Source organism: Actinotignum saccati (assembly GCF_051265055.1).
GTDB lineage: Bacteria > Actinomycetota > Actinomycetes > Actinomycetales > Actinomycetaceae > Actinotignum.
Genome location: NZ_JBOZCC010000007.1, coordinates 26,633 through 39,030 on the forward strand (window position 1 = coordinate 26,633; position 12,398 = coordinate 39,030).

Below are 12,398 nucleotides of genomic sequence, written 5' to 3' on the forward strand. Positions count from 1 at the left end.
GAGCGTATACGCGTATGCGGGCCGGTCGGGGAACCGAACCCATGCGGGCCGGTCGCGGGGTCAAGCACATGCGGGTCCGCCCGGGCGCCGAGCTCATGCAAGCCGGCCACGGAGTCATGCCCACGGTACGCCACGCCGCTCAATGCGCTTGCCGGGCAGCACACCACTCGGCCGCGGGGTGCTCCGCAGAAAAACGCGCGCTTCCCCGCCTAGTTTCGACGCCGGTCTGCTCGCGGTGGAAGTAGCGGCCCGCATTGATTCCGGCGCCGATCACCGCCGCGCCTGGCTCGCCGCCCTCTCCCGTTTCCAGCCGCATAGAGAAATCGCGGCAGTCGAGCGCGCGGGCGGAGGCGCCGTCGTCGGCGTGAGTGATCCTAGGAACGGACCCGAGCGCGATCCCCGCGGCGACCCCGCTGGCCAGATCGACGACGTGGGAGTCCCCGTACTCCTGCGAGAACTATGGGAGCGGGCCCCCCGCAATCCGCGCCGCGCCCGAGGCCTCCTCGGTATCCCCGCACTCATCGCGGTATGCCGCCTGACCCACCACACCGGCGCCTCGGCCGCCCGCATCCTCGAGAGCTGCGCGGCAGCGCTCTCCGAATCCAGCGATGCGCTCGGCGAGCGCCGCATCGCCCTAGCCGGACCGCGTTCGGCCGTGAAAATGCTGGCCGCCATGCCGCTATTCGGCATGCTCCTCGGCTCATTTTTCGGAGGTAATCCCGTGACATTCCTATTCGGAACCCTCATCGGGCGGTGCTGCCTCGCCCTCGCGCTCATCTGCGAAGTGGCCGGGATCCTCTGGATGCGCCGCCTCGTACGGAAAGCTGAACAATGGGGCTAGCCCTGTGCCTCCTGGTTCTTCTGCTCGCCTGGGCATGGAGGCCCGCCACCGGGCGAAGTACACGCCGGCAGTCGGGCCCTTATCCGCTGGGCGCAGCGCATCGAGCAGAGCGACGCCTACCTCCCTCCGACCCGGCGTTCCTCGCCGACCTCGCCCGGGTGGCGCTCTCCTCCGGGGCTTCCCTGCCCGCCGCACTGGAAGCGGTATCTTTCGCCGTCGCCGAAGAACATGCCCACCTCGATATAGGTACGACGGCGCAGCTCCTCCTGCTGGGCGCGCCTTGGGCCGAAGCATGGGAGGGAATACATCCACGCGCCCACCTGCTGCGCGAAGCCCTCCAGCCAGCCTGGGAAAACGGGGTAGCCCCGCTAACCCTGCTTGGCACAGCTGCCCGCAGCTACCGGCGTCGTCGTTCCAGAGAAGCACGCCGGGCGGCGGCCGAGCTCGGCAATAGCCTCGTTGTGCCTTTAGGGGTGTGCTTCCTACCGGCATTTATCCTCGTGGGAATTGTTCCGACGGTAGCTGGCGCCGCCACCGGTCTTTTCCACTAAATCCGGGCCGTTCTGGCGCATCCCGCCGCACTCTGCGTTATCCACTTTTATCCCCAGGAAAGCGGAACGGGATGGTTATCCACAGATACCGAGGGGCCGGATGCGTGAGGGTGCGCGGCGCGGGAGACTGACCGAGCCGGACCGAGCACGTTCCGAGCAGCTCGCAACCCAGACCCTGGGCGGCGGGTAGCGAGGTCCGGCACCACCCACCAATAACCACAACACAGTTTGTTACAGATAAGAAAGGAAGCATCATGACCACAGCACTCAGCCCCGTTCGATCCGCTCTTCCCGCCCACCCGGGCGGCACTTTCCTCGGGGGCCAATGCCACCCGGAAGCGGGGATGACCACCACCGAATACGCCGTCGGAACCCTCGGTGCCTGCGCTATTGCCGGAATCCTCTACTGGCTCTCCCAGCAGGACTGGATGCGTGAACTCATCGCCGGGATTTTCCGGCGCGGACTCAATATCGCCTAAACCACAGTCCCGGGTGCCCCACCGGTGCCGGTGGGGTGCTCGCGGCTCCCTAGAAAGAGAAAGATCCGTCATGATACCCAAACAATCCCCTGAGCAATGCCAGGATGTCCCTCCGCTGCCGCGGGGCACGGCGGGCGAGGGAGCCCTGCTCGCCGGCCCACTCGCCCAGCCGGCCCGCAGGTCCCGGGAACGCCGGCGCCTCTGCGCACAATGCCACGAGGTAATTGAGGCCCGCGGGCATATCGCAATTCCCTGTGCCTGCCGCCGCCGGGAGATCCGCTCGCGCAAACTTTCCCGTATTTTGCGTCGGCCTTACGGAGTGGAGAACCGGGAAGCGGGCATGGTCACCGTGGAAGTGGCCCTCGGGATTGTCAGCGTGCTCATTATCGTGCTGCTCGCGCTCGGGGCGCTGAGCGCCGGCGCCCAATACATCTCCTTACGCGGCGCGTCCCACGATATTGCGGTTCTTGCCGCACGCGGGGAAAGCGAGGAGGCCTTGCGCGCCCGCGAACTCCCACCCCGGGCCAAGCTGCACCTGCAACGCGCGGAAGACCACGTGAACGTGGTGGTGCGAGCCCAGGCAACCGGCCCGCTGCGGGCCCTAGGTATCACCATGGAAGCCAGTACCTCGGTAGATCTAGAACCCGGAGTGCTCGGAACATGAGGGCCTCAGCGAGGAGCCGAGGCGCGCCCGCGCTTGGGCAGGGGACTGTGCTCTGGCAGCGGGCTGCACCAGGGCAGCAGCGTATCTCCTGGCGGGATAGCTGGCGCGAATGGCACCGGCTCTATCTGCTGTGCCGGAGGGAAAGCCGCGCCCAGCCCCGGGATTCACTCCGGACCCGGCACCAGGATTCGACTCGTGCTCGGCACTGGAAGCCGCGCCCCGTCCGGCCCCGGGATCCACTTCAAGCCTGCGAGCGGGGAGCGGGAACGGTGCTTGCGATTGGGGTGATTGGCCTGGTGCTTGTCCTGACCGGGGCGGTGCTCACCGCGGTCACCGTGGTGATCGCGCGAATGGAGGCCCGTGCCACGGCTGATGTCATCGCCGTGCAAACCGCGGAGCGGGTGATCAACCAGGGTTGGTCGCTAGCCGAAGCCTGCACCAAGAGCGAACGCAGCGCGCAGCGCAGCGGCGCCGTCGTCGAAGAATGCAGCGAAGTTGAAGAAATATTTTCGATTCGGGTACGTACCCGCGCTCGCGCGGTGCCGGTAACAGTCCGGGTGACCTCGCGGGCCGGGCCCGTTGATCGGGGTCACGGTTCCGGCGGCGCGGACTCCAACTCATCAAGCGCGCAGCTCAAAGCGCTGAGCACCAGCACCGCACCCTCTTTCCACAGCGGGTCATTGTTATTACCGCACTTCGGGGACTGGACACAGCGCGGGCACCCGCTCTGGCACGGGCAGCCGGCCACGGCATCGCGGGTGGCACGGATCCACTCCCGGCCGGCCCGATACCCCCGTTCGGCACAGCCCGAACCACCGGCAGCAGCATCGTGGACAATCACGGTAGCCGCCCCGGTATCCAGGTGGTATGCGGTAGACAGCCCTCCCACATCCCACCGGTCGCAGATCGCGAAGAGGGGAAGCATCCCGATGGCGGCATGCTCGGCGGCATGCAGGGCTCCGGGAACATCCGCGGCAGGGATGCCGAGCGCCTCCAAATCCTGCGATGACATCGTCCACCAGGTCCCGCACGTCTCCATGCTGCGCTCCCGCGGAGTAATGGGGTGAAACCCGAGGTACATGCCATCGCGGGCCCGGCGCAGGTGGTATCCGATAACCCGGTTGAATACCTCCACATCGCCCCAGGCCCAGGTCCCGAATCGGGTTGCGGTACTGGCGCGCGTACGGAGGATCTTCACGGTTGTCTCTTCCGAGGCAAAAGTCCGCAGATCATCTTTCAGCCGATGCCGCACGAGCGCCTCCTCGCCATCACACGTCAGTACATCGAAAGGAACACCCTGATGCACGTAGATAGCCCCCGGGTACACGGTGGTATCCGCCCGCGCGGCATCTACCGTCCCCAAGATTGTCCCGTCTTCCTCATCAACAATGGACACGGTGCTTGCTTCACCGTGCAGGTTCACCAGCTCGTGGGCGCTAATCCCCGCATATCCCCAGAACCACCCGCCGGGGCGGCGGCGCAAGAGCCCCTGCTCGCTCAACTCGTCGAAAAGCGAGGTGTCAGGGAGCCCGAAAACTGCGGCATCTGCCGCGGTGAGAGGATGTTCGGCCGCGGCCGCACACAGCTGCCCGGTCAGAACATTCGGATTGAGCGGATCGAAAACGCTCGCTTCCGCACCCGCGCTCAGGATCGTATCCGGATGGGCCAGAAGATACTGATCCAGCGGATTCGAGGTCCCAATAAAAACGGCCAAACCGGAACTACCCGCCCGCCCGGCACGTCCCGCCTGCTGGTTAAAAGAGGCGGTGGTGCCCGGCCATCCGGTGAGAATAACCGCGTCCAGCCCGGAAATATCAATCCCCAATTCCAGGGCATTCGTTGTTGCCACGGCGCGCAGATCCCCCGAGCGCAGCCGCTGCTCCAGATCGCGGCGTTCCTCGGGAAGATACCCGCCGCGATAAGCCGCTACCGCCTCGGCCAGCGGATTGTGATCCTCGCGCAAAAACGCCTGGGTCAGCTCGGCAACCCGTTCGGTTCCGGCCCGCGAACGCACAAAGGTGAGGACGCGCGCGCCTTCGGCCACGAAACGAGCGGTCAGATCAGCCGCCTCCACCATGGCCGAGCGGCGCGCGGTATCCTCCGCGGCTCCCGGTTCTTCCCCGGGAGGAACGTGGCCGGTCGCGTCGTCGTCGACAGGAGAACACTGCCACAAGGCAACGGTACGTTCGCCGCGCGGCGAGGCATCATCCGTGACCGCTTCGACGGGCCCGAAAGCTGTTCCGATAAATCTGGTGGCGGTTTCCTGCGGCGCGCCGGCGGTTGCCGACAGGAAAACAACGGTGGGGTGGGCGCCGTACAGCGCCGCGATACGCAAAATCCGGCGCACCACATGGCCCACATGCGCCCCGAACAGGCCCTTATACGAATGAAATTCGTCGACGACGATCATCCGCAGCCCGCGCCAGATCCGCTGCCACCGGTCTTTCTGGGGCAGCATCGCGTGATGCACGAAATCAGGGTTGGTCAACACAATATCGGCGTGGTCGCGCGCGAAAGTTTTCTCCTCCGGGTCAGCATCCCCGTCCGCGGTAGCCACCGTGATACGGGAGTCCGCATCCCGAGCCAAGGCTCGCAGCGAAGTGTATTGGTCCGCCGCCAAAGCTTTAGTCGGGGAAAGATACAGCACGGTTGGCGGGGCGCTCACCCGCGCCAAACTACCCGAGCTGCGCGGGCTCAGCATCTCGGTGAGCGCGGGCACCCACGCCGCCAAAGATTTACCCGAACCGGTCCCGGTGGCCACCACCGTGTGGGTACCCGCGTGAATGAGGTTCGCGGCGCGGACTTGGTGCTCCCACAGGTGCGGGACGCCGTGGCTAGCGCAGGCGTCCTTGACCTGCGGGCTGACCCACGCGGGCCACCCGGCCACCCGCGCGGGGCGGGCGTCTTGTTTGCGCAGCGCTACCAACTGTCCCGCGGTGGTGGATTCTTCAAGAACGGAAAGGAGGCGCATATGTGTAGTGTGCCCGATGGAGTGCTGAAGGCCAAAGAGCTCAAGGACGAAGCTTTGCGGGTCAAAGCAATGCGGTCTCAAGCGTTGCAGTCCAAAGCACCGAAGGCCATAGCGCCGAAAACTAAAGACCAGCGCGCCAGCCCCACATCCAGCTCCCGCTTCTTCACCCGGGGCTTTCCTCAACACGGCCGGGCAGTTTACTGTTATGGCATGGAGCTCTTTGTCCCGGGCGCCTCCGAGCGCCTCGCCACCACGCTACGTCAAGATCTCACAGGTTATACCACCGCACATATATCCACCCTGCTCGGCCCGGAAGCCACCGCCGCCATGCGCCGCGAGCAGCGCATCCCCGCGCTTCTCGCATGCGAAAAAGTGCGCCACCAGGCCACCGCCCCGCATACCGAAGCGGAAATCCTAGCCTGCCAGGTTCGTCTCCTTATTCTCGGAGACACGTTGAGCGCCGAGGAACTGGAAGGCGCTTTTCCCGCTACTTTCGGTGACCGGGTCACGCGCGACGCGCTGCTCGTTATCGGCAACGCGGGATACCGGGCCCGCTTCCAAGTGGTCCCCGTTCCGCTCGACATTACCCGCAAGGGCACCCGCCGGATCACCCGCACCGAGGTGCTAATCGCCTCCGATTTCGGGGAACTGGCCGGCCGGGTACCCGGAGCCCACCACGTTATGCCGGTGGGTGGGGCCACCCGCACCCTCGCGAATATCGTCACCTACACCGGGGGACGAGTTCTGGATGTGGGAACCGGCTGCGGGATCCATGCCATTAGCGCCGCTCTGCACGGCTGCGAGGTGGTCGCCACCGATATTTCAGCGCGAGCTTTGCAATTCGCCTCCCTCAATATCGCGCTCGCGGCCGTGCGAGTGGAGCTGCTCCAAGGCTCCCTTTTCGATCCGGTGGAAGGGCGTTTCGACACCATCGTGTCCAATCCGCCCTTCGTTATCACCCCCGCAAGCGTCCGGCAAAAAGTCGATTTCGAGTACCGCGACGGTGGTTTCGGCGGGGATACTCTCCTCTCCGAACTCATCTCCGCGCTCCCCAACCACCTCACGGATTCCGGCACCGCCTATATTTTGGGGAATTGGGAAGTGGAAGACGGCTGCTCCTGGGATACCCACCCGCAGGTGTGGGCCCGGGTGGCGGGCCTCGATGCCTGGTTTATTGCGCGTGATGAAGTAGACCCAGCCCACTACGTGGAAATGTGGCTCCGCGATGGCGGCCTGCGCCCGCGCGATGCCGGATACGAGGATGCCTACCGTACCTGGCTCGATGATTTTGCCGCGCGCGGGATACGCGCCATCAGCCTGGGATACGGGATTCTCTCCCGCCCGGCTGCCGCTCGCGAACCCATGATCCGCACCGAGGAAATACCGGGCCGCCCCCAGGGTGATATCCGCCAGCATATTCAGCGGGTGTGGAATAACCGGCACCTGGTGGCCGCCCCCGATGAGGATGTAGCGCAGCGCCACCTCACCCGCACCGAAGTAATCGAGCATCGTTTTTATGACCCGGGGGCGGCCGATCCGCTGCGCATTGTTCTCGCGCACACAGGCGGATTCCAGCAGACCCTCCCGGCCGATTCCCAAGTCGCGGCTTTCGTGGGTGCCTGCGATGGCGAGTTAAGCGTGGGAGCCCTCTGCCAGGCGATTGCGCAGATTTACGGAGAAGATAGCAGTGCGGTTCAGGCCCGCCTGCTCGAGACGGTGCGCGAGCTCATCGCCACCGGGCTCTTGACCGAAGGAACAGGAATGGGAACAGGAATGGGAACAGGAACCGGGAGCTAGGCGATAAACAATAGAGCGCCCGTAACGAGCCACCCGTCACGAGTACCTGTAAGGAGTACCCGTCACGAGCGCCGGTTTTCGGCGCGGGCGTGCTACCGTGTGACAACAGGGCACAAAATATGTGTTGGAGGCGTGACCTTGTCACGCCGTGAGTAGTGAGGGATGCAGTTGTGACGAAGCTGGTTATCGTGGAGTCTCCCGCCAAGGCGCGCACGATCGGCAGGTACCTAGGCGAAGATTTCGAGGTGCTGGCGTCCGTGGGGCACATTCGAGACCTGCCCCAGCCCTCGGAGCTCCCCGACAGTATGAAGAAGGGCCCCTACGGGCGCTTTGCTGTTGATGTGGACGGTGATTTCGCGCCCTACTACGTTATTTCTTCCGGCAAGAACAAAACTGTTGCCGAGCTGAAAAAAGCTTTGAAGAACGCCGACGAACTCTTCCTGGCAACCGATGAGGACCGCGAGGGGGAAGCAATCGCCTGGCATCTTTACGAGGTGCTCAAGCCGAAAGTTCCCACGTCGCGGATGGTCTTCCACGAAATCACTCCCGAGGCGATCTCCCGCGCCCTAGAAACACCCCGCGCCCTCGATACCCAGCTGGTGGACGCCCAGGAATCACGCCGTATCCTCGACCGCCTGGTTGGCTACGAAGTCTCGCCCTTGCTATGGCGCAAGGTCGCCGCGGGACTCTCCGCCGGCCGTGTTCAATCCGCCACCACGCGCCTGGTTGTGCAACGTGAACGCGAACGCATGGCTTTCGTTTCCGCCTCGTATTGGGACGTGACCGCTACTTTCGGCGCGTCCGAACAATTCGAAGCAGCCCTCCATTCTCTTGACGGCGCGAGGATTGCTTCCGGTAAAGATTTTGGCGACGACGGCGCCCTCTCCGCCAAGGCCACTAAAGAAGGCGTACGTGCTCTGAACGCCGAGCTGGCCGGTGAGCTGGCGGAAACACTCGAAGGCGCGAGGGGCACAGTACGCACCCGGGAAGAAAAGCCGTATCGCCGTCGCCCTGCCGCACCCTTCACCACCTCAACCTTGCAGCAGGAAGCCGGGCGTAAACTCCGCCTCTCCTCGCGGCAAACAATGCGGATCGCCCAGTCGCTGTACGAATCGGGCTATATCACCTATATGCGTACCGATTCCACGAACCTATCCGCGCAGGCCATCAGCGCGGCCCGCAGCCAAATCAAGGAATTGTACGGGCAGGCCAGCCTGCCGGAAAAGCCGCGTTTCTACGGTAAGAAAGCGAAAGGCGCGCAGGAAGCTCACGAAGCTATCCGCCCGGCCGGTGATCATTTCCGCACCCCGCAGATGGTGGCCGGGGAACTGTCCGGCGCGGATTTCCGCCTCTACGAACTCATTTGGAAGCGCACGGTTGCTTCCCAGATGGAAGATGCGCGCGGGCAAACGGTTTCGCTAAAAATTGATGTGCCGGTGAGCGGCGCGGCCGGTGCCCAAACCGCCACCTTCTCCGCATCCGGAACGGTGATTACCTTCCCCGGGTTCCTGGCCGCGTACGAAGAAGGCCGGGATGCCAATCGCTACGAAGCTACCGATGCCGCCCGGCTCCCGGACGTGAAAGAAGGAGAAGCGCTGCCGGTCAGCGCCCCGCAGGCCACCGGCCACGAAACTCTTCCCCCGCCGCGCTACACCGAAGCATCGCTGGTGAAGAAAATGGAAGAACTGGGTATCGGGCGCCCCTCGACCTACGCTTCCACGATTTCCACCATTACCGACCGCGGATACGTGGAGCACCGCGGCCAGGCACTCGTTCCTACCTGGACGGCGTTCTCCGTGGTACGCCTCCTGGAAGAAAACCTCCCCGACCTGGTGGATTACGATTTCACCGCCCAGATGGAAACCGACCTCGACCGTATCGCGGAGGGCAGCGGGGACCGGGTCACCTACCTGTCGAAATTCTGGCGGGGAGATGGCGATAAGCCGGGCCTGGAAGGCCGGGTGGAATCCCTCGGGGATATTGATGCACGCGCGATTAATTCCACCCCGATCGGGGAGGGAATCACCCTGCGCAACGGCAAATACGGTCCGTACCTTGAAGTAGAGGGCTCGGATAAACGCGCTTCGGTGCCGGCCGGGATGGCCCCCGATGAAATGACGGTGGAGGCCGCCCGCGACATCCTGGAGAAGGCATCCTCCGATGGGCGTGAGCTGGGCGAAGACCCCGAAACCGGGCGGCGCGTCGTCGTGAAATCCGGGCGTTTCGGGCCGTACGTGACCGAAATTATTCGCGAGGGTGAAGTCGCGCTCACTCCCACCGGGAAAGTGTCCAAAAAAGCACCGAAGCCGCGCACGGCCTCGCTACTCAAATCCATGCAACCGGAAACTGTCACGCTGGAGGATGCGCTGCGTTTGCTGCATCTGCCCCGCGTGATCGGGCAGGGTGAGGACGGGGTGGATATCACCGCGACGAACGGGCGTTACGGCCCGTATATCACCCACGGGAAAGATACGCGCTCGCTGGAAACCGAGGAGCAGATTTTCACAATCACCTTGGAGGAGGCACAGGCCTTGCTGGCCCAGCCCAAGCGGCGCCGCGGGCAGGCCGCTGCCAAGCCCCCGCTCAAGGAGCTGGGAACCGACCCGGTGACCGAAGCGCCGGTGGTACTCAAAGAGGGCCGTTTCGGGCCGTACGTCACCGACGGGAAAACGAATGCGTCGCTGCGCAAGGGCGATACCGTGGAGGATATTACCCCCGAGCGCGCTTACGAACTGCTCGCGGATCGGCGCGCGAAAGGCCCGGTGAAACGGCGTACCACAGCGAAGAAAACCGCGTCCGCAAGCTCAAGCGCGAAGAAAACGACGGCGAAAAAGACCACCGCGAAAACTTCGACGGCCAAGAAGCCGGCGGCGAATAAGACCACCGCGAAGAAGCCAGCAGCGAAAAAGTCCGCTACCGAATCGACCACCGAGAAGGCATAAATGCGCGGGGTGTTCATTACCTTTGAAGGTGGGGATGGAGCTGGGAAAACAACCCAGTTGCAGCTGCTCGCCGCGGCGCTTTCCGAGCGCGGGTACACGGTTGTGCAAACCCGGGAGCCCGGGGGGACCACGCTCGGCACCCAGATTCGGGAGCTGCTTTTGCACGGGGGAGCGGTCAGCCCGCGCGCCGAGGCGCTTCTTTACGCCGCGGACCGCGCCCAGCACGTCGCTTCCGTTATTCGCCCGGGCCTGGAGGCCGGGGCAGTCGTGCTATCGGATCGCTATATTGATTCGTCCCTGGCCTACCAGGGCGGGGCGCGTGAGCTCGGCGCGGGAATCCGCGCGATATCCGAGTGGGCCACCGAAGAACTCTGGCCGGACCTCACCGTGCTCCTCGACATCCCGGAAACCGAAGGCTTAGCGCGCGCGGATGACGGCCACTACGACCGCATCGAGGCGGAAGGCCGGGAGTTCCACCGGGCGGTGCGCGAGAATTTCCTCGCGCTCGCGGCGGATAATCCGCAGCGCTACCTGGTGCTCAACGCACGCGAGACTGTTGCCGAGCTGGCCGCCCAGATTAGTGCGCGGGTGGACACTCTGCTGGCAGGCATGGAAAATCTGGCAGGCGTGGAAAGCGTGGAAGGCCAGGCGGATCGCAGTGCATCCGAGCCGGGTGCGGGAGAAGCATCATGAGTGTTTTCGACGCGCTTATTGGCCAGCAGCCGGTTGCCGAGCTTTTGCAGCGGGCCGCCTGGGCCTCGCGTATCGGCGACCCGGAGCTGCCCGGCCCGTCTGTGGTTGCGTCCGATATGAACGCGGGGGGCGCCACCGATTCAAACGCCGCAGCGCCCGTCGAAACGGCGCCAGATTCTAGTACGACGACGGATATTAGCAGCGCGGCAATGGCCCAAGCATGGTTGGTCACCGGGCCGCCCGGTTCGGGACGTTCGGTTGCCGCGCTCGCTTTCGCGGCTGCCGTGCAATGCACCGGAGCTGTGCCCGGCTGTGGACACTGCCATGCCTGCACCACCACGCTGGGCGGCACCCATCCCGATGTGATTCGGATGGATCCGCGCTCGGTCACGATCTCGGTGGAAGAAACCCGTTCGCTGGTGGCATCTTCCTATACGTTCCCCTCGGTGGGTCGGCGCCGCATCATCATTATCGAAGACGCGGACCGCATGCTGGAACGCACCACGAATGTTCTCCTCAAAGCAATTGAGGAACCCCCGCGCGATACCGTGTGGATTCTGATTACCGCTTCGCCGGAGGATATGCTCCCCACGATTCGGTCTCGGTGCCGTCACGTGGCTCTCCAGGTTCCGAGCGTGGAGGCGGTTGCCCAGCTCCTGGCCGGCGAATTCGACGTGGATGAGCGCACGGCCCGCGCGACTGCCCGTATTGCCCAATGCCATATTGGCCGGGCGCGCGCCTTACTTCGTGATCCGCAGGTCGCGGCGGAACGCGCAGCCCTGCTGCGGGAAACTCTTGATGTGAGCGGAACCGCCGATGCGGTGCTCGCCGCCCAACATCTCCTCGATCACTACCCGGCGAGCGCCGGTGCGGCGGCGAAAAGCACGGGCTCGGGCGGGTCCTCCGCAGGTGCGGGTTCCGGTGCGGCGTCGAAAAATACGGCATCGACATCCGCGCGCTCCGGCACCGGAGCGAAAAAGGGCGCGAAAGCGGCAGCTGATCCAGAAACCGATACTGAGCTCGCGGAATTCCGGGCCAGTATTGGGCTGGGGGAGCGGGAGAGCGGTTCGGCTTCGCAGCGTGCCCAGATCCGCGCTTTTGAGGAACAGCGAAAAAAGCGGGCGGTGCGGGAGGACCGTGACTACCTGGATCGGGCCATGCTTGATGTGCTGGCACTCTATCGTGACGTGCTAGCGGTGCAGGTCGATGCCGGCGTCGACCTTATTAACGCCGATTTTGAAACACAGATTATCGCGGCCGCGGCGGCTTCCACCCCGGAGCTCTCGGTGGCGCGCATGGACGCGGTGGCGCAGGCGCGGCGCCGGCTGGCCGCGAATGTTGCTCCGCAGCTCGCCCTCGAAGCGATGTTTATCGACCTCGCTTCGCCGGCTCCCGCGCCTGCGTCCGCTCGCTAGTTCGCGCTAGCGTCCGCTCGTTAGCTCGCTAACTCCTTACACCAT

9 protein-coding genes are annotated in these 12,398 nt (G+C 64.6%); 8 read left to right on the plus strand and 1 reads right to left on the minus strand.

Annotation, left to right across the window (positions count from 1 at the left end; all coding sequences use genetic code 11):
• The first annotated feature begins 148 nt into the window (after positions 1-148).
• The 4 genes from ACRQEC_RS06775 to ACRQEC_RS06790 all read left to right on the plus strand — a co-directional run bounded on the left by ACRQEC_RS06775 (position 149) and on the right by ACRQEC_RS06790 (position 2,535).
• A complete protein-coding gene (locus ACRQEC_RS06775; RefSeq protein ID WP_284890351.1) occupies positions 149-841 on the plus strand; it encodes a type II secretion system F family protein in 693 nt (230 codons plus the stop codon).
• Entirely contained in the window at positions 832-1,392 is a 561-nt protein-coding gene (locus ACRQEC_RS06780; protein ID WP_284890352.1) for a type II secretion system F family protein, read from the plus strand. Before ACRQEC_RS06775 ends, ACRQEC_RS06780 begins: the two co-directional genes overlap by 10 nt.
• 254 nt (positions 1,393-1,646) lie before the next feature.
• On the plus strand, positions 1,647-1,871 hold the full coding sequence (locus tag ACRQEC_RS06785; protein ID WP_284890353.1) for a DUF4244 domain-containing protein: 225 nt from the start codon (positions 1,647-1,649) through the stop codon (positions 1,869-1,871).
• A 70-nt stretch (positions 1,872-1,941) separates the two neighbouring features.
• Complete coding sequence (locus tag ACRQEC_RS06790) at positions 1,942-2,535, plus strand: TadE family type IV pilus minor pilin (protein WP_284890354.1); 594 nt, start codon at positions 1,942-1,944, stop codon at positions 2,533-2,535.
• Between the two features lie 589 nt (positions 2,536-3,124).
• Here the strand turns inward: ACRQEC_RS06790 and ACRQEC_RS06795 are convergent.
• Complete coding sequence (locus tag ACRQEC_RS06795; protein WP_284890355.1) at positions 3,125-5,506, minus strand: DNA 3'-5' helicase SftH; 2,382 nt, start codon at positions 5,504-5,506, stop codon at positions 3,125-3,127.
• 210 nt (positions 5,507-5,716) lie between these two features.
• Here ACRQEC_RS06795 and ACRQEC_RS06800 point away from each other — a divergent pair, with 210 nt between their 5' ends.
• The 4 genes from ACRQEC_RS06800 to ACRQEC_RS06815 all read left to right on the plus strand — a co-directional run bounded on the left by ACRQEC_RS06800 (position 5,717) and on the right by ACRQEC_RS06815 (position 12,353).
• Positions 5,717-7,303 carry a methyltransferase gene (locus tag ACRQEC_RS06800; protein ID WP_284890356.1) on the plus strand — a complete coding sequence of 529 codons (1,587 nt, stop codon included), beginning with the start codon at positions 5,717-5,719 and terminating at the stop codon, positions 7,301-7,303.
• 170 nt (positions 7,304-7,473) lie between these two features.
• A complete protein-coding gene (gene topA, locus ACRQEC_RS06805; protein ID WP_284890357.1) occupies positions 7,474-10,245 on the plus strand; it encodes a type I DNA topoisomerase in 2,772 nt (923 codons plus the stop codon).
• Positions 10,246-10,938, plus strand: coding sequence for a dTMP kinase (gene tmk / locus ACRQEC_RS06810; RefSeq protein ID WP_284890358.1), 693 nt, complete (start codon positions 10,246-10,248; stop codon positions 10,936-10,938).
• Positions 10,935-12,353 (plus strand): DNA polymerase III subunit delta', encoded by a 1,419-nt coding sequence (locus tag ACRQEC_RS06815; RefSeq protein ID WP_284890359.1) that lies wholly within the window; start codon positions 10,935-10,937, stop codon positions 12,351-12,353. Before tmk ends, ACRQEC_RS06815 begins: the two co-directional genes overlap by 4 nt.
• Positions 12,354-12,398: the final 45 nt, after the last annotated feature.

Excerpts from the sequence above, each read along its gene's own strand:
- ACRQEC_RS06780 (WP_284890352.1), top strand. The coding sequence starts at position 832 with ATGGGGCTAGCCCTGTGCCTCCTGGTTCTTCTGCTCGCCTGGGCATGG.
- ACRQEC_RS06785 (WP_284890353.1), top strand. The coding sequence starts at position 1,647 with ATGACCACAGCACTCAGCCCCGTTCGATCCGCTCTTCCCGCCCACCCG.
- ACRQEC_RS06790 (WP_284890354.1), top strand. The coding sequence starts at position 1,942 with ATGATACCCAAACAATCCCCTGAGCAATGCCAGGATGTCCCTCCGCTG.
- ACRQEC_RS06795 (WP_284890355.1), bottom strand. The coding sequence starts at position 5,506 with ATGCGCCTCCTTTCCGTTCTTGAAGAATCCACCACCGCGGGACAGTTG.
- ACRQEC_RS06800 (WP_284890356.1), top strand. The coding sequence starts at position 5,717 with ATGGAGCTCTTTGTCCCGGGCGCCTCCGAGCGCCTCGCCACCACGCTA.
- tmk (WP_284890358.1), top strand. The coding sequence starts at position 10,246 with ATGCGCGGGGTGTTCATTACCTTTGAAGGTGGGGATGGAGCTGGGAAA.
- ACRQEC_RS06815 (WP_284890359.1), top strand. The coding sequence starts at position 10,935 with ATGAGTGTTTTCGACGCGCTTATTGGCCAGCAGCCGGTTGCCGAGCTT.